Annotated in this window: 16 protein-coding genes and 1 pseudogene; 8 read left to right on the top strand and 9 right to left on the bottom strand. The window is 66.4% G+C overall.

Annotated elements, in window-relative coordinates; all coding sequences use genetic code 11:
* Nucleotides 1–160: 160 nt before the first annotated feature.
* Nucleotides 161–736: a phosphoribosyltransferase gene (locus V6M50_RS18310; protein WP_332820018.1), complete on the top strand. Its 576-nt coding sequence runs from the start codon at nucleotides 161–163 to the stop codon at nucleotides 734–736.
* On the top strand, nucleotides 729–1754 hold the full coding sequence (locus V6M50_RS18305) for an adenosine deaminase (RefSeq protein ID WP_332820017.1): 1026 nt from the start codon (nucleotides 729–731) through the stop codon (nucleotides 1752–1754). The genes V6M50_RS18310 and V6M50_RS18305 overlap by 8 nt, the downstream gene beginning before the upstream one ends.
* Nucleotides 1755–1869: 115 nt before the next feature.
* On the opposite strand, the gene V6M50_RS18300 is transcribed toward V6M50_RS18305, so the two are convergent.
* From V6M50_RS18300 to V6M50_RS18270, 7 genes are all read right to left on the bottom strand, one after another.
* Nucleotides 1870–2910 carry a rod shape-determining protein gene (locus V6M50_RS18300; protein WP_332820016.1) on the bottom strand — a complete coding sequence of 347 codons (1041 nt, stop codon included), beginning with the start codon at nucleotides 2908–2910 and terminating at the stop codon, nucleotides 1870–1872.
* Between the two features lie 214 nt (nucleotides 2911–3124).
* Nucleotides 3125–3622: a hypothetical protein gene (locus V6M50_RS18295; RefSeq protein ID WP_332820015.1), complete on the bottom strand. Its 498-nt coding sequence runs from the start codon at nucleotides 3620–3622 to the stop codon at nucleotides 3125–3127.
* Between the two features lie 42 nt (nucleotides 3623–3664).
* A complete protein-coding gene (locus V6M50_RS18290; RefSeq protein ID WP_332820014.1) occupies nucleotides 3665–4069 on the bottom strand; it encodes a reverse transcriptase-like protein in 405 nt (134 codons plus the stop codon).
* A gap of 17 nt (nucleotides 4070–4086) precedes the next feature.
* Nucleotides 4087–6183: a TonB-dependent receptor plug domain-containing protein gene (locus V6M50_RS18285; protein WP_332820013.1), complete on the bottom strand. Its 2097-nt coding sequence runs from the start codon at nucleotides 6181–6183 to the stop codon at nucleotides 4087–4089.
* Entirely contained in the window at nucleotides 6183–6941 is a 759-nt protein-coding gene (locus V6M50_RS18280; RefSeq protein WP_332820012.1) for a hypothetical protein, read from the bottom strand. Before V6M50_RS18280 ends, V6M50_RS18285 begins: the two co-directional genes overlap by 1 nt.
* A 126-nt stretch (nucleotides 6942–7067) precedes the next feature.
* Entirely contained in the window at nucleotides 7068–8816 is a 1749-nt protein-coding gene (locus V6M50_RS18275; RefSeq protein WP_332820011.1) for a M56 family metallopeptidase, read from the bottom strand.
* Complete coding sequence (locus V6M50_RS18270; RefSeq protein ID WP_332820010.1) at nucleotides 8816–9193, bottom strand: BlaI/MecI/CopY family transcriptional regulator; 378 nt, start codon at nucleotides 9191–9193, stop codon at nucleotides 8816–8818. The genes V6M50_RS18275 and V6M50_RS18270 overlap by 1 nt, the downstream gene beginning before the upstream one ends.
* Nucleotides 9194–9418: 225 nt before the next feature.
* Between V6M50_RS18270 and V6M50_RS18265 the strand changes: the two are divergent.
* From V6M50_RS18265 to V6M50_RS18240, 6 genes and pseudogenes are all read left to right on the top strand, one after another.
* Nucleotides 9419–9781: pseudogene (locus V6M50_RS18265) on the top strand (YciI family protein); the annotation flags it as partial.
* A 123-nt stretch (nucleotides 9782–9904) separates the two neighbouring features.
* Nucleotides 9905–11185: an RNA polymerase sigma factor gene (locus tag V6M50_RS18260; protein ID WP_332820009.1), complete on the top strand. Its 1281-nt coding sequence runs from the start codon at nucleotides 9905–9907 to the stop codon at nucleotides 11183–11185.
* A 170-nt stretch (nucleotides 11186–11355) separates the two neighbouring features.
* On the top strand, nucleotides 11356–14874 hold the full coding sequence (locus tag V6M50_RS18255) for a CHAT domain-containing tetratricopeptide repeat protein (protein WP_332820008.1): 3519 nt from the start codon (nucleotides 11356–11358) through the stop codon (nucleotides 14872–14874).
* A gap of 64 nt (nucleotides 14875–14938) precedes the next feature.
* A complete protein-coding gene (locus V6M50_RS18250) occupies nucleotides 14939–15910 on the top strand; it encodes a magnesium and cobalt transport protein CorA (protein ID WP_332820007.1) in 972 nt (323 codons plus the stop codon).
* Between the two features lie 121 nt (nucleotides 15911–16031).
* Nucleotides 16032–17630: an ABC-F family ATP-binding cassette domain-containing protein gene (locus V6M50_RS18245; protein WP_332820006.1), complete on the top strand. Its 1599-nt coding sequence runs from the start codon at nucleotides 16032–16034 to the stop codon at nucleotides 17628–17630.
* A 78-nt stretch (nucleotides 17631–17708) separates the two neighbouring features.
* Nucleotides 17709–18395 (top strand): helix-turn-helix domain-containing protein, encoded by a 687-nt coding sequence (locus V6M50_RS18240; RefSeq protein WP_332820005.1) that lies wholly within the window; start codon nucleotides 17709–17711, stop codon nucleotides 18393–18395.
* Between the two features lie 58 nt (nucleotides 18396–18453).
* Here V6M50_RS18240 and V6M50_RS18235 read toward each other — a convergent pair whose 3' ends face one another.
* Both V6M50_RS18235 and V6M50_RS18230 read right to left on the bottom strand, forming a co-directional pair.
* The gene (locus V6M50_RS18235) at nucleotides 18454–20301 is read right to left on the bottom strand and encodes a gamma-glutamyltransferase family protein (protein WP_332820004.1); all 1848 of its coding nucleotides are present in this window, start codon (nucleotides 20299–20301) and stop codon (nucleotides 18454–18456) included.
* A 268-nt stretch (nucleotides 20302–20569) separates the two neighbouring features.
* Nucleotides 20570–21220, bottom strand: a complete 651-nt coding sequence (locus V6M50_RS18230) for a glutathione S-transferase family protein (RefSeq protein WP_332820003.1) — start codon at nucleotides 21218–21220, stop codon at nucleotides 20570–20572.
* Between the last annotated feature and the right edge of the window lie 185 nt (nucleotides 21221–21405).

The raw sequence follows: 21405 nt of genomic DNA, 5'->3' as shown, positions 1-21405 counted from the left end.
TTCGTCATCCCGGGCTTGACCCGGGACCCGCCTTCCTTCTTCCCAACCGAGAAAAGACAAGGCAGGCCCCGGGTCAAGCCCGGGGTGACGAGAAGTTGGATGACTGCAACCGGTCGTTAGCCGCCTTGCCCCGCTCCTCATGCACGCTTAATCCACGCCCATGAGCGACGCCAAAATCTTCATCAGTGCGAACGATCTGCTCGCCGACTCCTTCCGGCTCGGCGTCCAGATCCTCGACAGCGGCTTCAAGCCCACCCACCTCGTCGGCATCTGGCGCGGCGGCGCGCCGGTCGGCATCGCGGTGCAGGAGCTGCTCGACTATCACGGCCAGCACTGCGACCATATCGCGATCCGCACCTCCTCCTATCATGGCATCGACAAGCAGGATGCGCACGTCAAAGTCTTCGCGCTGGGCTATCTGATCGACACGCTGAACCCCGAAGACCGGCTGCTCATCATCGACGATGTGTTCGACAGCGGCCGCAGCATCCGCGCCTTCATCGCCGAACTGAAGGCGCGCTGCCGCCACAATATGCCGCGCGACATCCGCATCGCGACCGTCTGGTTCAAACCCGGCCGCAATGTCACCGACCTGCGCCCCGATTTCTTCGTCCACGAAACCGACCAATGGCTGATCTTCCCGCACGAGGTCGACGGGCTGACGGTCGAGGAAATCCGCCAGCACAAGCCCGAGGCGGCCATCATCCTGCGCGAGGAAGGCAAGTCCGATGTCTAATGGTTTTGCATCAGCGGAAGACCGCACCGCCTTCATCGCGCGTCTCCCCAAGGCCGAGCTCCACCTCCATATCGAAGGTTCGCTCGAACCCGAGCTGATGTTCACCCTCGCGCAGCGCAACCATGTCGCCATCCCTTTCGCGAGCGTCGAGGAGGTCCGCGCCGCCTACGCCTTCTCGAACCTCCAGGATTTTCTCGACATCTATTATCAGGGCATGGGCGTCCTCCACACCGAACAGGATTTTTTCGACCTCACCGCCGCCTATCTCGCGCGAGCCCACGCCGACGCCGTCCGCCACGTCGAAATCTTCTTCGACCCACAGGGCCACACGACACGAGGGGTCGCCTTCGCCACTGTGGTCGCGGGCATCACCCGCGCGCTCGACGATGCCGAGGCGCAATATGGCATCACCTCGAAACTCATCCTGTGCTTCCTCCGCCACCTCAGCGAAGCCGAAGCCGAAGCGACGCTCGACGAAGCGCTGCCTTTCCTCGATCGCATCGACGGCGTCGGGCTCGACTCGTCCGAAGTCGGCCATCCGCCGTCGAAGTTCGAACGCGTCTTCGCCCGCGCCCGCGGCCTCGGGCTGAAAATCGTCGCCCACGCCGGCGAGGAAGGTCCGCCAGCTTACGTCCACGAAGCGCTCGACCTGCTGAAAGTCGACCGCATCGACCATGGCAACCGCAGCCTTGAAGACCCCGCGCTCGTGTCGCGCCTCGCCGATGAAGCCATGTGCCTCACCGTCTGCCCGCTCTCGAACCTCAAGCTTTGCGTCGTCGACTACATCGGCGCCCACCCGCTCAAGATCATGCTCGACGCGGGGCTGGTAGCGACGGTCAATTCGGACGACCCCAGCTATTTCGGCGGCTATGTGAACGCCAATTACCGGGCGGTCGCCGACGCGCTCGACCTGTCGCGCGCCGAACTCGTCACGCTGGCGCGCAACAGCTTCACCGGCTCATTCCTTGACGACGCGGCGAAAGCGCAGCACCTCGCCGCGATCGACGCCTACGCCTGAAATCTAACCTTCGTCATTCCCGCGAAAGCGGGAACCCAGCGAGCAACCGTTGCGGGCTAGGTTCCCGCTTTCGCGGGAATGACGAACTATTGACTTGCGATGGCCGGTAGCTCGATCACGCCGCCAAAAGCACGCCATGATAGGCGCGATCCTCAAAGGCGAGACCAGCCCCCATCGCGACGCAGATCAGCGCATCCTCGGCGACCCGCACATGCAGTCCGGTCGCCTGCGCGATCGCTATATCCATCCGCCGGAGCAGCGCCCCGCCGCCGGTCATCGTGATGCCATGGTCGATAATGTCCGCCGACAATTCGGGCGGCGTCTGCTCGAGCGCGGCGCGGACCGATGCCACGATCTGCCCGACGGGTTCGGCGAGCGCCTCGGCAATCTCGGCTTCGGAAACCCGGACCTCGGACGGCCGGCCGTTCACCAGGTCGCGCCCCTTGACCCCCATGATCATGCCGTCGCCCTCGGGCGCGACGGCGCAGCCGATCGTGAGCTTGACGCGCTCGGCGGTCATTTCGCCGATCATCAGATTATGCTTGCGGCGGATATAGGAGGAAATCATCTCGTCCATCTTGTCGCCGCCGACGCGCACCGAAGTGCTGTAGGCGATCCCGCCGAGCGACAGGATCGCAACCTCGGTCGTCCCGCCGCCGATGTCGACCACCATCGCCCCCATCGGCTGGGTGACCTGCAACCCGGCGCCGATCGCGGCCGCGAGCGATTCCTCGATCAGCTGGACCGAGACCGCGCCGGCGTTCGACGCGGCATCGCGGATCGCGCGGCGCTCGACCATCGTCGATCCCGACGGCACGCAAATCACGACATTGCTGCGCTGGCGGAGGCGACTGGGCCCGCCCAGCGCCTTGTCGATGAAGAATTTGATCATCTGTTCGGCGACGTCGATGTCGGCGATCACCCCGTCGCGCAGGGGACGGATCGCCTGGATGTTGCTCGGCGTCTTGCCCATCATCAGCTTGGCCTCGTTGCCGACGACCTTGACCCGCCGCACACCGTCGCGCGTCTCGAGCGCGACGACCGACGGTTCGTTAAGTACAATACCCTTGTCCCGCACATAAACGACAGTGTTCACGGTTCCCAGGTCGATGGCCATGTCGTGCGCGGCCGATGCAAACCGATTAAAGAATTTCATATGGGGCGAGCGCCTTCAGCTATGGGGAGAATCGGGTGCGCGCGCGGGGTCAAACGCGCGCGGGTGCCCGTGGCTTTCGGCTTGTGACGATGGCCGGGGGGCGTCAACCGCCGCAGGTCCAGACCGTGCGTTTCTCAGGCCCGGACGAGCGGGCAGCACCGATCATCGCCACTCCGGCACGTTTCGTCGTCAAACTGGCGAAGAAGCGCCCGCGCTAATCGTTGGTAGGAACGATGAACTTCAGCCCCTGAAGCTTGACGATCACATCGTCGACGCAGACCGGGGCCGCGATCAACCGCATCCACCGCGCGGGCGCCGCGGCGGGCCTGATCTCCACGTCGAGGGTGAAGCCGCGGCGGTGCTTGATCGCGTGGGCGCGCAATGTCTCCATCGCCGCCCGCGATCCCTCGGCATAGAGCGCCACCGCCTCGTCGCGCGTCACCGCCGCGCCGCGGGGAATGCCGAAAATGTCATAGACCTCGCTCGACCAGGCCAGGCTGTTGTCGGAAAGATCGCATTCCCACGATCCCAGCCGTGGGCGCGCTGGCGCTTCGCGCCGCATGGTATCCGCGACGTCCGCGATCGAATCCAGCGTATCGAACCCGTGCATTTGTCCGAGCTCGAAAAAGCGGTCGCGCTCATAGAGCGGCCAGCTGTGATGGACGGGCAAGGGATAGGTCTGCTTCAACGTGCTGGTCTTCCGTTGTGTCATCCAAGGATAAGCGATCCCCATTTAACAAGTGATGAGCCGGATTTACAGTCCGCCGCGCGATTTCGTCATCGTCGCGGCGCGCGCCAGCGCGATTCCCGCCAAATTCTGCGTGCGCTTGATATGGCGGACGCGGGGCATTGGCCCGTCGCCGACGAGCGTCCGAAACGCCGCCAGATGCCTCGCCGCATCGCCCCGCGCCGCCACCCGGCCATTCGCCTGCGCCACCACCGCCGCCGCATCGCCCAGCAGGACAAAGTCGGCGATCCCGCGCTCCCGCGCTAGCCTTAGCGCCGCGATCAGCGCCAGCCACTCGGCATCCATGCTGCTGCCCGTGCCGGCATCGCGGTCGATCCGCGCAGCGCCCCCAACCACGACGGCGGTTTCCATCGTCCCCGGATTGGGCCGGCACCCGCCATCGAAATAGATTTTGATCCGGCGGGTTGTCATCGCGCCGCCATAGCGCGCTAAAACGTCCCCCGCACCGAAAAGGCGAACATCGGGCCGATCAGCCGGTTGCGCTTTTCGACAAAGGCGATCGGGCTTTCGCCGCGTACGCCGGTATAGACGGTGCGGTTGCGCTTCGACCGGGCGTTGTACATGTTCGATAATTGCGCGCGCACGGTCAGTCCCATGACATTCTTGTGCTCGATATAGACATTGGCGAAGATCGGGCCTTCCCAGGTCTTGTCGGTCTGGTTGCGGCGGTAATTCGGCTGATAGTGCGCATAATTCCCGCCCGCGCCCCATGCCAGGTCGGACCCCGGGATGTCGTGGCGGAAACTGAACTCGATCACCTTGTCGGTAAAGCCGCTCCATTGCCGCTTTTCGCCGGTGAAGGGATCGCGCAGCGACGATTTCTGCAGCAAGACGCGCGTGTTCACCTTGACCCCCTTCAGCCCCGCGGGGTCGAGATTGATCGTCGATGTCCAATCGACCGCGCCCGCCTTGGCCTTGGCGATATTGCCGACCGCCTCGCCATTCGCACCGATCGGCACCACGTCGACCCGATCCTCGACGTCGCGATAGGTCAGCTGGACCTTGCTCGAGCCCCAGGCACCGAACTTCTTGTTGATCTCGGCCTCATAGGTCCAATCCTGCTGGGGCCTCAGGTCGTTGTTGCTCTCATTCTGGTTGCCGTCGTTCAGGAACGCGCGCGCCAGGAAGTCATAGAAGGAGAGTTGCAGCACGCGCCGCCGCAGCTTCACCGAGACGTCGAAATCGGCGGTTGGTGTCCAGGCGAGCGAGACCGATCCCTTCGGCCGGAAGAAGGTGCGCGTGAGCCCGTTCATCCCGGTCTGGGTGATCGTCGAATGCTCGGCGCCCGCGATGATCTGGAAATTCAGCTTGTCGGAGAGCTTGCGCCCAAAGCTCAGCAGGCCCTCGTACCGGTCCTCGCTGACCCCGCCCGTGCCGCCTTCGAACGGCTGGTCGACAAACGTCCCCGACGGATCGAGGATCGCGATCGACGCGACATTGTCGAGCGTATTGAACGCCGCCTCGCCCGACAACTGCCAGTCGCCGCCGAACATCTTCCACTGATATTCGCCGCGCGCGATCGTCTCGCCGATGTCCCCCGTCTGCGCAAAACGGTCGCCCGTCGCGATCCCGCCTTCGGGGGTCGTGATGATTTCCTGCGAATAGGGTTCATGGCTGAACCGGCGCAGGCCGATCAGCTTCAGCTTTCCGGGGCCGACGCCGAACTGGTAATCGCCGCTGACTTCGTAGTTCCAGCTGTCGTCAATCTCGCGCACGCGGCGCACCCGGTCGGGCTGTCCGGGCGAAACGCGCACGCCATCCTCATAGTAGCGATCATATTCGCGCTGATAATGCCCGCCAATGTTCGCAATCGTATCCCCTGCCGGGTCCCAGGTGATACGTCCCGACAGCTTGGGCGTGTCAAAATGGGTGTTCCAGCTATCCTTGCGCCGCTCGATGACACGACCCGCGCCGTCATAAATGATCGTCGGGCCGCCCGCACCGCTACGTCTGGCGCCATCGTTGTTGAGCGCGACTTCATATTCGACCGTTCCGCTGCGTCCGCGAACCGAAACATCGCCGCGCGTGAACAACGGGTCGGTGTAATGCGGGCGAAATTCGGGCTTCCACGAAAACTGCCCCGAAAAACTGTCGGCGCGATAGAGGATATTGGCAACCTGCCCCGACAGGCCGGGAATATCGAGCGTCGCGCCGTCGACGATCTCGATCCGCTCGACATTGCCCGCCGGGATGCGCGACAACTGGGTGTACATGTCGTCGCCCTTGTTCGACGGTCGCTCGCCGTTGAACAGCACATTGCCCGTCGCCTGCCCCAGCCCGCGCAGTTGCTCATTGTCGCGGATCTGGAAACCCGGCACCTGGCGCAGCATGTCATAGGCGTTGTTCGGCGCGTAGCGGGTGAAGTCGGCGGGGGTATAGACCTGCCGCGCCGCGCTGCTCACCCCGCCAGCGGGCACTTCGGTCGGCGCGGGCGGCGGCGTATCGCCGGTTGGCGAGGTTTCCTGCGCCATAGCCGGAACGGCCGAAAGCGCGGCAGCGACCGCCGCCAGACTGACAAGACGCATCACTTCGCATTCCCCCCGGCCGCGCGGTTCATCGCCTGCGCATAGTCACCCGTCACCCCCAGCGCCTTCATTCCGACCACGTCGTCGGCGCTCAGCTTCCGGTATCCCGCCGCCGCGAGCCCGCGCATATAGGCGCCGTCGACGCCCAGCGCCTTGCACGCGATCGCATCGTCGATGTCGGTCAGGACGATCGCCTCGGACTTGAGATCGCGGACATATTCGGGCGTGATTTCCAGCGCGGCCGCGGCGATCAGGTCGTCGGTCTCTTTCGGCGGCACCCCCTCGCGGATCAGCCCGTCGGCGAGCGCGATCGTCGCGTCGACCATCAGCATCGTCAGTTGGTCGGCCGGCGCGCCCGGCGCCAGCCCGCGTTGGCCCAGCGCGCGTCCGAAACCCGCGTCGGGCGCAAAACTGCACTGCCCCTTGCCTTCATAGACACGCGTCACTTGTCCGCTGCAATCGAGCGTCCCCGCCTCGTGCTTCACGGTGAACTGTACCGGCCCGGGGGCGCTCAGCGCGGTTCGCACCGCGGCAAATTCGGGCCGTCGGCCGGCAAGGTCGGCGTCGAGCGACAGGTCGCTGCTCGCGCTCTTGTGGCGCAGCTGCAGCTTCGGCTGGCCCCTCTTTCCCGTCTCGGGCATCACCTCCCAGCGGATGCCCTGCATTTCCTGGGCCTCGGCCGTGGCCGGCTGGACCGGTGCAGCGCAGGCCAGCACGGACGACAGGACCAGGCTCGATAATGTTATCGTGGTTTTCATGGCGGCACTCCTCCCTCCGTGCGCCGGGCGAGCGTCATCGCTCGCCGCCGCAACGGCGTTTTCAAATGATCGTTCGATGAAGGACCGGCTGGCTTCGGCTAACCGGGCCGAATCAGCCGGCCGGTCTCAGTTTTCGTGCGGCACGGGCGGCTCGGGCGATTCGGGCATCTCGAGCCGGGTGACGCGGCCGTCGGCGCTGCGCGCCTCGATCGAACCGCCGGGCCCGAAACTGACCGACGAACCCCGGCCGGAAATGACGGCTCTGGGCTTCGGTGCGGCGATCGGCCGGGGTATCGCGCCCGATCGATATTTCCCCACGGCGCGCAACTCGATGGCATCGTCGGCGTCGCGCATCCGAACGCCCGATTTTTGCATCTCGGTCACAAAGTCGCAGTCGACCCCCATCGCCTTCAGCGCGATCAAATCGTCGAGCCCGACGTCGGGGAAATGCGACTTCATGTCGCGGGCAAAGGCCGCGTTGATGCCCACATGCCTGGCCCCGACCAGCTCGTCGAAATCGGCATCGGGAATGATACCGCGCATCTGCCGGATATAGGCGGGATCGATGCCGCTCGCCTTTGCCGAAATAATATCGTCGGCATCCATCGGTCCGCCATGCTCGCGCATCTGCGCGACATATTCCGGGGTCACACCGACCGCGCGCATGCCCACCAGTTCTTCGGCGGTCAGCGCCTTCGACGGCGCGGCTGCGGCCGCGGCACCATCGGCAGCGGCAGCGTTCGCCGCGACGGCAGACTGCGATGTCACGGCCGTCGCTTGCTTGGCGGTGGTGATGGAGGCGGCGACGGCGTGGACCTCCGTCGCCGCCAAGGGCTTCGCCGTGGCCGAAAAGGCCGCGAGCGGTGCGGTCACGCCCGCCAGTATCACCAGGCTCATCAGGATCCAGCTCGCGCTCGCCGGCCCGCGCTTCAGGCTGGCGTCGAGGACGCGGGTGATCCGGCGCTTCAGGCTGCCCTTGCCCGGGGCGACGCCATGCGCCGCGAGCAGCGCCGCCTTGTTGTCATGCCGCGCTGCGCCGACCAGCAAGGTCGCATAATCGGGCCCGTCGATGTCGGCCATCAGCACCGCATCGTCGGCCGCCTCTTCGCGCAGCTGGTGGCTCTCCCTCGCGAGCATCCACACCAGCGGGTTGAACCAGAAGAGTGCGCAGGCGACCCGCGACGCGAGCAGTTTCGCCCAGTCGAGCCGCGCGACATGCGCCAGTTCGTGCGCGATGATCGCCTCGGCCTCGCCGACCGCCTCGACCGCCTTCGGGCTCAGCACGATCGTTGGGCGCAGCACGCCCCAGCTGATCGGCGAACGCAGCTCGTTACTGACCAGCAGCGCGGTGCCATGTTTGAACCCCATCCGCCGCTGCGCCTCGGCGAGCGCCGAAAGCCACGATCCCTCGACGAGGACTTCGGCGCGCCCGCGCATCGCGAACAGCCGCACGACCGCCAGCGCCATCACTCCAAACAGCAGGATAAGCGGGATCGCATAGAGAAAGGGGGCAACGTCGGTCACCCCCGACAGGATCATCGGCGGCGATCCGGTCATGTCCACCACGACAGGGACTGACGTCGTGGGGAGGGCCGGGTCGACCGCCGATGCCCCTGTATTTGCAATCTCGCCCACGGTCGCCGCCGGCGCCGTCTCGGCGACCCAGCTCGCGGGCAGCGGCTGCCACTGGGGCAACAGCAAGGTGGCAATCGGCAGCGCGAGCAGCGCGAGCAGGCCGACATGCGCGACCAGCGACCGTTCGCCCGCCGACCGCGTCCTCGCAAGGCGCAGCAGCACCATCGTCAGCCCCGCGATCAGCGCCGATTTCCAGGCGAGCCCGACCAGGGTTTCGGTGGTGATCATCACGTCGCTCATCACTGGGTCCTCCCTTCGCGCGCCTGCCCGATCAGCTTTTCCAGCTCGTCGAGTTCGTCATTGCTCATCTCGTCCTGCATGCCGAGCAGCGCGGCGGCGGCGCTCGTCGCCGACCCGTTGAAAAAGACGCGGACGACCTGGCTGAGCGCCGACTTGCGCGCGGTCTTGTCCGACACGCTGGGCGCATAGACGAACCCGCGTTCGGATTGTTCGCGCACGACGAAACCTTTGGTCTCGAGCCGCTTCAGCATCGCGCGGATCGCCGATCCCGACAATTCGTCGGCGAGCGTCTCGCCGATCTCGGTCACGGTCGAGGCCCCGCGCTCATAAAGAATATCGACAATCTCGCGTTCCCGCGGCGGCAAACTGGACAACATGCGAATCACCTCATGCGCTACATTTGTAGCGTGCTACATTTGTAGCGCAGGCTTGGCAAGGGGTTTTATTCGACTAATACACGGCACGACCACCGCAATCCCCGGCCGGTCGCACCCGCGCCTCGACCGCCGAAAAAAATTTGCCGAACGATGTCGATTTTTGAAAGCCCCGTTCGTCGTGTCGATGTCAGGCCAATTCGGCCGGCGTAAACAAGGAGACAGACAATGCGTGTGATGGTGTTCGTAAAGGCGACCGAAGACAGCGAAAAGGGCATCGCCCCCACCGCCGAGACCGCCGCGATGTTCGAGGCAATGGGCAAATTCAACGAGGAGCTGGTGAATGCCGGCGTGATGCTCGCCGGCGACGGCCTCAAGCCCTCCTCGGCGGGCAAGCGGATCGCGTTCGACGGCCCTGGCCGGTCGGTCATCGACGGACCGTTCGCCGAGACGCGCGAGCTGGTTGCGGGATTCTGGCTCTGGGAAGTCAAGGATATGGACGAAGCGGTCGCCTGGGCGAAGCGCTGCCCCAATCCGATGCCGGGGCCGAGCGAGCTCGAAATCCGGCCGCTGTACGAAATGGACGATCTGGAAGAATATCTGACGCCCGAGGCGACGGAAATCCACGACCGCAACCGCGACAAGCTCGGCGGCAACTAAGGCCGTCGGTCGCAGCCGTCTTGCCTCGCCCCCGACTTTCGCCGACAAGGCGGCATGACGGCCGGCGAGACGCAACAGGCGATCGAAGCGACGTTTCGCATTGAACGGGCCAGGCTCATCGCGGGTCTGGCCCGTATCGTGCGCGATGTCGACCGAGCCGAGGAGCTGGCGCAGGATGCCCTCGTCATTGCCCTGTCCGAATGGCCCCGGACCGGCGTTCCGGCCAATCCCGGCGCCTGGCTGATGACCGCCGCCAAACGCCGCGCCATCGACGCGATCCGCCGCGACAGGATGCGGACACGCAAGCATGCGGAGATCGCGCGCGAGCTGGACGGCGAGGTCGACGACGACGCCGCCAACGTCGTCGAAGCCGTCGAAGCGGCGGTCGACGACGATCCCGGCGACGAACTGCTCGGCCTCATCTTTACTGCCTGCCACCCCATATTGTCGGCCGACGCCCGCGCGGCGCTCACGTTGCGCGTCATCGGCGGGCTCACGACCGACGAGATCGCCCGGGCTTTCCTGACGAGCGAGGCGACGATCGCGCAGCGCATCGTCCGCGCGAAAAAGACGATCGGCAACGCCGGCCTCGGCTTCGAGGTGCCGCGCGGCGGCGACCGCACGGCACGCCTCGCCTCGGTGCTCGAGGTCATCTACCTCATCTTCAACGAAGGCTATGCCGCCACGGCGGGCGACGATCTGGTTCGGCCCGACCTCTGCCTCGAGGCGCAGCGGCTGGGGCGCATGCTGGCGGGGCTGATGCCGGGGGATAGCGAAGTGCTCGGCCTGCTCGCGCTGATGGAAATCCAGGCGTCGCGCCTGTCGGCACGCACCGGGCCCGACGGCGCCTTCGTGCCGCTGCCCGAGCAGAATCGCGCCCGCTGGGACCAGCTGCTGATCCGCCGCGGCCTCGACGCGCTGGCCCGCGCCGAAGCGCTGGCCAAAGCGCCCGAAAACCAGGGCCCCTATGCGGTGCAAGCCGCGCTGGCCGCCTGCCATGCGCGCGCGCGCAACGCGACCGACACCGACTGGCCGCGCATCGCCGCGCTCTACGACCGGCTGCGCGCCGTGATGCCCTCGCCGGTGGTCGAGCTCAATCGCGCGGTCGCGCACAGCATGGCCTTCGGCCCCGAAGCGGGCCTGCGGCTGGTCGATGCCATGGCGGACGCCGCGATGCTGCGAAACTACGCGCCCTTGCCCGCGGCGCGCGGCGACTTTTTGTTCCGCGCCGGCCGCCTCGCCGAAGCCCGCGCCGAATTCGAGGCGGCAGCCCGTCTCACCCGCAACGCGCGCGAAAAGGCCTTTCTGCTCGCTCGCGCGGAGGCTTGTGGGTGACGGCATGGCGGGTTTCGGAAGTGGACGTTCCGTATTTCTTCGTCAGCTTCCTTATCCCCGCAAGTGACGCGTGTCACACCGTGCGGACATCATCTGCCCTAAGCCGATGGCAGGTGACAATATCCCAATCTATTCTGTATGTTGGGTCCAAACAGGGGAATCTCCGCTTCATGCCCAGCCGTCGAAACCGCTTTCTCGCGCTCATCCTTGCGGCCCCGCTGTGGACCGCCGTGCCGGTCGCCCTCGCGCAGGACGCGCCGTCCAGCGAGCTCGACGCCGATCAGCAAAAGATGCTCGACCTCATCAACAGCGGGATGGAGTTCGACCGCGCGGGCAAGACGCGCGAGGCTAGCGCGGTCTATCGCCGCTGGATCGACGAAGCGACGAAGCGCTACGGCGCCGACGGCCTGATCACCAGTCTGGGATACCGCCTGCTCGCGGGCAATCTCGAGGACCAGAACCAGCTCAAGGAGGCCGAGGCTTATTGGAAGCGCCTGCTCGACATCAATCTCAAGGTGATGGGCGAGCAGGACGACGAAACGCTGACCGCTTACGGCTTCCTTTCGTCCAACTATATCAAGCAGGGCCGCCCCGCCGACGCGCTCCCGCTGCGCCGCGCGATCCTTGCCGCGCGCACCGCGAGCAAGGGCGAGCGGGATCCCAAGACGATCGTCGCAACCAGCAACCTCGCGTCGGTGATGTCCGAGCTTGGCGACATGAAGGGCGCCGAGGCGCTCTATCGCAAGGCGCTCGCCGCCAGCCTCGCGGTCCATGGCGAAAACCACCGCGAGACGTCATCGGGCTATGCCAACCTCGCGGTCGTGCTGCGCAGCCTCGCGCGCTACGACGAAGCCGAGCCGTTGCTCGAAAAAGCGCGCGCGATCGACGAAGCGCTGCCCGAAACGAAGAGCGCCGACATCGCGCTGCGCTATTATAACAGCGCGGTGAATTTCGGCGACATGGGGCGCTATGCGGAAGCCTCGGCGGCGGCGAACAAGGCGCTCGAACTCGGCCGCGCCGCCAAGGGCGACGACAGCACGGAGGCGGCACTCGGCTATACGGCGGTCGCGTACAGCCTGACGCTCGAGGGACGTTTCAACGAAGCCGACACCGCCTATCGCAAGGCGCTCGCGATCCGCTCGAAATTGCTCGGCGAGGCCCACCCGCTGACCGCCGAGGCGTATAATAATCTCGGGCTCAACATGGAGAAGCAGGGCCTGCCGCCGACCGCGATCGAACCGCTGGTGCGCAAGGCGCTCGACGTCACGCGCGCGGCGCTCGGCGAAAGCAGCGAGCGGACCGCGACGATGTACGCCAATGTCGCGCATAATCTGAACCAACAGGGCCGCTATACCGAGGCCGAGCCGATGTACCGCCGCGCGCTCGAAATCCAGGAGCGTGTGGGCGGGTTAAACCACCCCTCCTATGCGACCAACCTGCTCAACCTGGCCTATAATCTCCGCGACGATGGCCGGTCCGAAGCGGCCGAGCCGCTCATGCGCCAGGCGCTCGGCATCTTCCAGGCGAAGTTCGGCGACGACAATCCCGAAACTGCATGGGCCTATGTCAGCCTCGGATCGGCGCTCGGCGAGCTTGGCCGTCATGCCGAAGGCGCGGCGATGACGATCAAGGCGCTCGACATTCGCCGCCGCCTGCTCGGCGAAGAGCATCCGCTCACCGCCGTTGCCTATAACAGCGTCGGTGCCGCGCTGGTCCGCGGCGACAAGGGTGGCGCCGGCGACAAGGCGGCCGAACCCTATTACCGTCAGGCGCTCGCGATCCTGCAACGCAGCATCGGCGAAGCGCATATCGATACCGCGCACGCCTATGACAATCTCGCCTCGAACCTGCTGCGCCAGGGCAAGGCGGCCGAAGCCGAACAGGCCGCGGCCAAGGCGGTCGCGATCGTACGGCGGCTGGACGACCAAAGCGCGGCAGGCGGCAGCGCGATGGCGTTGTCGGCGCTCGACCGGCAACAGGCGAATCCGAACCGCGGCATCTTCACCACCTATATGAATTCCGCCTTCGGGCTGATGAGCGATACGCCGGGGGCTGCCGAACAGTCGCAGATCCAGGACCGCGCCTTTCGCGCCGCGCAGGACGCGATCGCCTCGGCGTCGGGCCGCGCGGTGCTCCAGACTGCGGCGCGCGGCGCCGCCAAGACGCCGCAAATGGCCGAAGCGGTGCGCCAGGAACAGGATCTTGCCGCGCGCGCGAACCTCATCGACAAGAATCTGCTCCGCGCGCTCAGCGCCCAGAAGCCGGTCGAGGCCGCGCGGCTGCGGGGCGAACTGGAAACCGTGCAGGCAGCGCTCGCCGACGTCAGCGCGCTGATCGACAAGAAATATCCTTCGTACCGCCAACTCGTCTCGCCGCACCCGATCAGCCTCGCCGAAGCGCAGGCGGCGTTGCGGCCGGACGAAGCGCTGCTGCTGATGACCGAGGCGGCGAACACGTTCCACCTCTTTGTCGTCACCCCGAATGCGGTCGGCTGGAGCCGGCCGGGGAAAGAAATCCACGTGATCCTCAAGCAGATTTCGGACCTGCGCTGCGACGTCGACTTTGCAACCTGTTCGGCGGCGCGAAAGGCCGAACTCGACGCGCTGCCGATGTCGCCAAAGGAACTCGAAGGCGGGCAGCGCTTCGACCTCAACACCGCGCACGCGCTCTACAAGGAGTTGATCGAGCCGATCGAACCGCTGCTGAAGGGCAGCTCGCGCCTCTATCTCACCAGCTCGGGCAAGCTTGGCGACCTGCCGCTCGCAATGCTGTCGGCAACGCCGCTGCCGGGCGGCGCCGACGCAGCCGATCCCGACACGCTCGCACGCGCCGGATGGCTCGCCGACCGCTATGCCTTTACCAGCCTGCCCTCGGTCGCGGCGCTGACCCTCACGCGCGAGGCGCGCACCGGCCGACAGGGTAAAAGCTTCCGCGGCTATGGCGCACCGGTGCTGCTCGGCGGCGACACGGGCTCGCGCGCCGCCGCGGGTGTCGGGGTGTTCGACGGCGTCTCGGCGTCGGGTTCACCGCTCGCCGACCCCGATGCGCTGCGCAAACTCGCGCCCTTGCCCGGAACTAAGGTCGAGCTTGCCGCGATGGCCGATCTGTTCGGCGCCGCGCCCGCCAGCCTGACGCTCGACGGCAAGGCCACCGAGGCCGCATTGCGTCAGGATGCGGCGCTGTCGACCAGCACCATCGTCGCGATCGCGACGCACGGCCTTCTGCCCGACCCCGGGCTCGGCCTCGGCGAACCGGGCCTCGTGCTCACCCCGCCCGCGACGCCGAGCGACCTCGACGACGGCCTGCTCACCGCGAGCGAGGCCGCGCGGCTGACGCTCTCGGCCGACTGGGTGATCCTCTCGGCGTGCAACACCGCGTCGGCGGAAAATTCGGGCGGCGGCGACAGCCTCTCGGCACTCGCGCGCGGTTTCCTTTACGCCGGCGCCGACGCGCTACTCGCGAGCCATTGGCGCGTATCGGACGAGGCCACCGCGGTGCTCACCGTCGAAACGCTGGTGGCGCGGCGCGCGAACCCCGACCTGTCGCGCGCGCAGGCGCTGCAACTGGGGATGAAGGCGGTACGCAGCGGCAAGCGCGCCGACGGCGCCGCGATCCCGGGCTGGAAGGCCGGCTGGGCGCACCCGGCGGCGTGGGCCGCCTTCACCAACATCGCCAACCGCGACGATTGAGCGCATTTCCCTTCAGCGCGGCGCGCCCTATGTAGGCGCCGCACATCAAGGGAGTTTCCGCCGCATGCCGATCATGGCCGCCCGCGTCTACCACGACGGCAAGCTCGTTCGCGATCTTGGCCCCGAAGAAGCGATCCCCGAGGATTGCGCCGACGGCGATTTTTTCTGGCTCGGCCTGTACGAGCCGACGCCCACCGAACTCGCGGGCATCGCCAAACGTTTCGGCCTCCATCCGCTCGCGGTCGAGGATGCGCTGAAGGCGAACCAGTTGCCGAAGGTCGAGGCCTATGGCGACCAGCTTTTCGTCATCACGCGCACCGCCAATCTCGACGCCGACATCATCCATCCCGGCGAGACCGCTTTCTTCCTCGGTCCGCATTTCTTCGTCAGCGTCCGCCACGGGTCGGCGCGCACGCACACCGACATCCGCGCACGACTCGAAACGCTGCCCGCCAAGCTCGCGCACGGCCCCGACTATGTCCTCTATGCGGTGCTCGATTTCATCGTCGACGGCTATTTCCCCGTCGTCGACGCGATCGAGGACCGCATGCTCGCGGTCGAAGACAGCGTGATGGACACCCCGCTCGACGCCGCCGACATCCGCCATCTCTACACCCAGCGGCACGAAATCATCCGCTTCCAGCGCCTGGTGGGCATGATGAAGGAGGTCGCCGGGCGCCTTGCGACCGAGGACGACCTGCCCAATATCGACCCTGCGGTACGCCCCTTCTTCCGCGACATCTGGGACCATGTCCAACGCGCCGAATTCCGCCTCACCGGCCTCCGCGACATCGCCGCCTCGGTGATCGAAACCAACGGCATGCTCGAACAGCAACGCCAGGGCGTGATCACGCGCCAGCTCGCCGCCTGGGCCGCGATCCTCGCGGTGCCGACCGCGATCGCCGGCATCTACGGGATGAACTTCGAATTCATGCCCGAGCTGGACTGGGCCCTCGGCTATCCCTTCGCCCTCGCGCTGATCTTCGGCGGCTCGGGACTGGTCTTCTGGCGGTTCAAGCATATCGGCTGGCTCTGAACCTTGCGGCGGCGGCCTCGATCCCGTAGGATCCCGGCCACAACCTCGAACGGAGTCCGCAGGATCATGGATCGCAACTGAACGCAGCCTAACCCGCTTTGCCTTCAGGAAAGTCGTATCCATGCCCGCCATTACCGTCTCCCATCTCAGCTGGTCCACGCCCGACGGCCGCGCCGTTCTTTCGGGTCTCGACCTTCAGTTCCAGCCCGAACGTACCGGCATCGTCGGCCGCAACGGCGTCGGCAAGTCGACGCTGCTGCGCCTGCTGACCGCCGAACTCACGCCCACCGCCGGCCATATCGCGATCGACGGCAGCGTCGCGATGCTGCGCCAGACGGTTCAGGTTGGTGCCGACGAGAGCATCGCCGACCTGTTCGAGGTGCGCGCGGGGCTCGCGTTGCTCCGCAAGGCCGAAGCCGGCGAAGCGAGCGCCGACGAGATTGCCGAGGCCGACTGGACGCTCGAAGCGCGGATCGACGAAGCGCTGGCCAATGTGGGCCTACCCGTGCCGCCCGAAACCCCGCTGACCACACTGTCGGGCGGCCAGCGGACACGCGCCGCGCTCGCCGGCGCGATGTTTGCCGCGCCCGATTTCCTGCTGCTCGACGAGCCGACCAACAATCTCGACCGCGAGGGGCGCGAAGCCGTCCGCGACCTGCTCGCCGGCTGGCGCGGCGGCGCGATCGTCGTCAGCCACGACCGCGAACTGCTCGAGGAAATGGACGCGATTGTTGAGCTCACCATGCTCGGCGCCGCGCGCTACGGCGGCGGCTGGAGCGCCTATCGTGCGCGCAAGGAAATCGAAGCGGCGGCCGCCGAGGCCGAGCTCGCCGGGGCGGAAAAGCGCGCCGATGCGGTGCAGCGGCAGGCGCAGGCCGCGACCGAGCGGCAGGACCGGCGCGATTCGGGCGGGCGGCGCAAAGCCGCGCGCGGCGACATGCCCCGGATATTGATCGGCGCGCAAAAACGCCGCGCCGAGGAGACGCGCGCCGCCGGCAGCCGCCTTGCCGACCGCCAGCGCGGCGCGGCCGATGAACAACTCTCGGCCGCGCGCGCGAAGATCGAGATCGTCGATCCGCTTTCGATCGGCCTGCCCTCGACCGGCCTGCCATCGTCGCGCACCGTCCTTTCGCTCGACCATGTCACCGCCGGCTATGCTCCGGGCCACCCGATCATCCGCGACGTCTCGCTTGCCGTCACCGGCCCCGAACGCGTCGCGATCACCGGTCCCAACGGCTCGGGCAAGTCGACCCTGCTCGCGCTGATCGCGGGGACGCTGACGCCGTGGGAGGGAGCAGTGCGCGTGCCCGTCCCCTTCGCGCTGTTCGACCAGCGCGTCAGCCTGCTCGACCCTGCGCTATCGATCGCCGGGAATTTCCTGCGTCTCAATCCGGGGACCTCCAACAACCAGTGCCGCGCCGCGCTCGCGCGCTTCCGTTTTCGCGCCGGCGCCGCCGACCGCATCGTCGGGGCATTGAGCGGCGGCCAGATGCTCCGCGCCGGGCTCGCCTGCGTCCTCGGCGCACCGACGCCGCCGCAGCTCCTCATCCTCGACGAGCCCGGAAACCATCTCGATATCGATTCGCTCACTGCCGTCGAAACCGGCCTCGCCGCCTATGACGGCGCGCTCCTCGTCGTCAGCCACGACTCGGCATTTCTGGACGCGATCGGGATCGCGCGGACAATCGAATTGACCCGCATCGCGAACGACGAGGTTTAGGCGTGCATTTCGCACGACGCGCCATCTTTTGGCGTGCTCGCTAACCTTCTTTTAACCAACCAACTCCAACAATCCCATATGCCTATTTACGGACATTTTCTGCCATCGGCACCCGGCGCCGACAAACGTCACGACGTGCGCCGGAAGCTCAGCCTTCTCGCGTCGGGCTTGCGGCATGATGGTACCGGCCTCGAGGTGCAGATCCACAATATTTCGGGAACGGGCCTGCTGCTCGAAAGTGACATCAAACTGGCGGCCGGCGACAGGATCGACATCGAGCTTCCGCATGCCGGCGACATAACGGCGATCGTCATCTGGGCAAGCGGACGGCTTTTCGGATGCCAGTTCGAAGGTCCGGTATCGCCGGCGACGCTGAGCGCCGTGGAACTTAAGAGCGCCGTCGCCCCGGCACCCGCCAGCGCCCCAGCGCCCAGCGTCGACGAAGATCAGGCGGCACCGGTGATCGACGAAGCCTTCGGCGTCCGCCTGCAGCGGCTCCGCACCAAGGCCGGACTCAGTCAGGCCGAGGTCGCCGAACGCATGGGCGTCGGCGCGCCGTCGGTCTCGAGCTGGGAAAATGGTCGCGCGCGCCCCAAGCGTGGCCGCATGGCAAAGCTCGCCGCCATTCTCGGCGTCCCGACCTCCGACCTGCTCGACGACGCTGCGCCCGAAGGGGTGCAGGAGCTGATCGACCGCAGCCGCGAACAGATCGCGCACGCCGTCGGCATCAGCGTCGACAGGGTCCGGATCTTCGTCGAATATTAGCGCAGAGATTCAGGGTCCATACTCAATTACTGCGCGGACAAGGCGCCTGTCCAACCCCTCAATAAGCCAGCGCACACCCATCGGCGCGCATCTCGCTCGCGGCGGCATAGACGCGCGTGTCGCCGTCCATCCGATGCTCGACGCATTGATAGCGCCCGAACCCGCCGTCGGATTCGCCCAGCGTCCAGCCGATGTCGGCGAGCTGCCGGCGGCTCGCCTCGGGCACGCCGCTCTCGAGCCGTAGCACGCCGTTCGCACCCAGATCGGGCGAATCCTCGCCCATCGTTTCGGACGACCCCTCATGGTGCCAGCGCGGCGAATCGCCCGCCGCCTGGATTTCGAGCCCATAATCGACGCGGTTGATCACGATCTGCGCCTGTCCCTGCGGCTGCATATCGCCGCCCATCACGCCGAAACTCATCCACGGCACTTGCCCGCGCGCGGCAAAGCCGGGGATGATCGTCTGGAACGGCCGCTTGCCCGGCGCATAGATGTTCGGATGGCCGTCCTGAAGGCTGAACAACTGGCCGCGATCCTGGAACATGAAGCCCAGCCCGTCGGCGACGAGCCCCGATCCCATGCCGCGGAAGTTCGACTGGATCATCGACACCATCATGCCGTCCTTGTCGGCGCAGCTGAAATAGGTCGTGTCGCCGCGGCTCGGCGCCTGCCCCGGATGGACCGGCGACAGGATGCGGTCGGGGCGGATCAGCTTGGCGCGTGTCGCGGCATAGTCTTTCGACACCAGCCATTCGACCGGCACCTTGGCGAAGTGCGGATCGGCATAATATCGCGCGCGGTCCTCATAGGCGAGGCGCTTGGCCTCGGCCTGCAGGTGGATCGACAGCGCCGACTGGAACCCCGCGCCCTTGAGGTCGAAATGCTCGAGGATGCCCAGCATCTGCAAGGTCGCGATCCCCTGCGTGTTCGCGCCAAGCGCATAGACGTCGGTGCCGCGATAGCCGATCTTGTGCGGCTCGATCCATTCGGACTTGTGCGCCGCAAGGTCCTCAAGCCGCAGCCAGCCTCCGATGCGTTTGAAATAGGTGTCGATCGTGCGTGCGATTTCGCCTTCATAGAAAGCATCGCGCCCACCCTCGGCGATCAGGCGAAAGGTGCGCGCAAGATCGGGGTTGCGAAACACCTGCCCCGCCGCGGGTCCCTTGCCGCCGTTGACGCCATAGGTGCGCATCGCATTGTCGATTTCCTCGATGCCGCGGCCAGGCTGGCGGAAACCGGCAAGGCTGCGGCGGATATAATAAGCGATCATGTCGGGCACCGGCGCGCCCGCCTCGGCATGCGCGATGACCGGCTCGAACAATTCCTTCCACGGCAATTTCCCGTAACGCTGGTGCATCGTCCACCAGCCGTCGACCGCACCCGGCACCGACACGCTGATCGCGCCATAAGCGGGCAATGTCCCGCCCTTCGCGCGCGACCGCACCGTCGCCAGGTCGAGCCCGCGCGGACTTTTCCCCGACCCCGCGAGGCCCGCCAGCTTCTTCGCCTTCGGGTCCCAGATCATCGCATAGACATCGCCGCCGATGCCGTTGGCGGTGGGCTCGAGCAGCCCGAGGCACGCGTTCATCGCGATCGCCGCGTCGACCGCCGACCCGCCGCGCTTCAATATGTCGATCCCCGCCTGCGTCGCGAGCGGGTGCGCGGTGCCCGCAGCGCCGCTGAGACCATAGGCGGCGGTGCGCGATGCGAAGCTCGCGCCGACCGGGCGATCGCCGCCCATGACATCGGGCCGCACGAAACGGTCCGCGCCCGCTTCCCACACCGGCGGCAGCGCCGCGGCGGTGCGCGGCTTGGCCGCAACCTTCGGCTGGCCATTCTGGGCAAGCCCCGCGGTAGGCAAGAGCGCGGCGGCGGGAACGGCGGCGAGCAGTGTACGGCGGCGCATGGTTCAAATCTCCCGAGAAAATTCACGTTTGCGAGCTGCGGCGAGGATGGCAAGATCGGATTTGATATACGATGCGGCTGACGATCGCCATGGGGGTGGGGATCGGACGTCCCCTCTTCGTCATCCCGGGCTTGCCCCGGGATCCGCCTTCCTTCTTCCTAGCCGAGAAAAGACAAGGCAGGCCCCGGGGCAAGCCCGGGGCGACGAGAAGTTGGATGACTGCAACCGATCACTAGCTGACGCCCCGGACCATACGGCCGAGACGATCTCAGCTTGCCAGCAGCTTCGCCATCATCCGCTCTTCCTTTTCGATCCACGGCGCCATGCTCGGGCGCGACAGGATCGCCTCGCTCCATCTGGCGATATTCGGATGCGTTGCCGGATCGATGCAGTTGCCGCAGTGGCGGAAGTTCATCAGCGGCGATGCGACCGCAAGGTCGGCGAGCGTCAGCCGGTCGCCGACGAGGAACCCCGACGCGGGGATCGCGCTCTCGAGATAGGCGAGCAGCTTGGGCAACTCCTCGGTTTCGGCAAGCGCCGCGGCGGCAAGGTCGCCTTCGCGGCCGAGGAATTTCGGCGCGACGATGCGGTTGAAGAACATCTTTCCGCTGCATGCTGCGAACACCGTGTCGGCGAACTCCTCCCACCAGATCACCTTCCCGCGCTGCTGCGGATCGGCGGGGATCAGCGCGGGTTCGGGATGCTTCGCCTCCAGATACTGGATGATCGCGCTCGAATCGGCGAGCAGGAAGCCGTCGTCGTCCATCGCGGGCATCTTGCCGAGCGGCGAGGCGGCCTGGAACCCCGGATCGGGATCGCCGATGCCGACACCCTTCAGCTCGAACGCGATCCCCTTCTCGCCCAGATAGCCAAGCAATTTTCGCACGAAAGGCGACACCACCGACCCGTAAATAATCATCGCGCTTCTCCCGTTTTCCAAACCGCAGCATAAGCGAAAGGTCGCACGCCGCAACCCGTCGGACGCGGTCGCACGCACCGGCGAAATGAACTTGCTATCAGCCCTTTGGCATGAAACAGTCGGGTTGGAGGGGGGCTGCCATCGCAGCCATCAGGCAGGACAATTGCAATGCGCCCTTCGTCGTG

It is taken from the genome of Sphingopyxis sp. (genome assembly GCF_036675685.1).
In the GTDB taxonomy this organism is placed as follows: Bacteria; Pseudomonadota; Alphaproteobacteria; order Sphingomonadales; family Sphingomonadaceae; genus Sphingopyxis.
The sequence above is the reverse complement of the archived record's forward strand: the minus strand, read 5'-3'. Positions and strand labels throughout refer to the sequence as shown.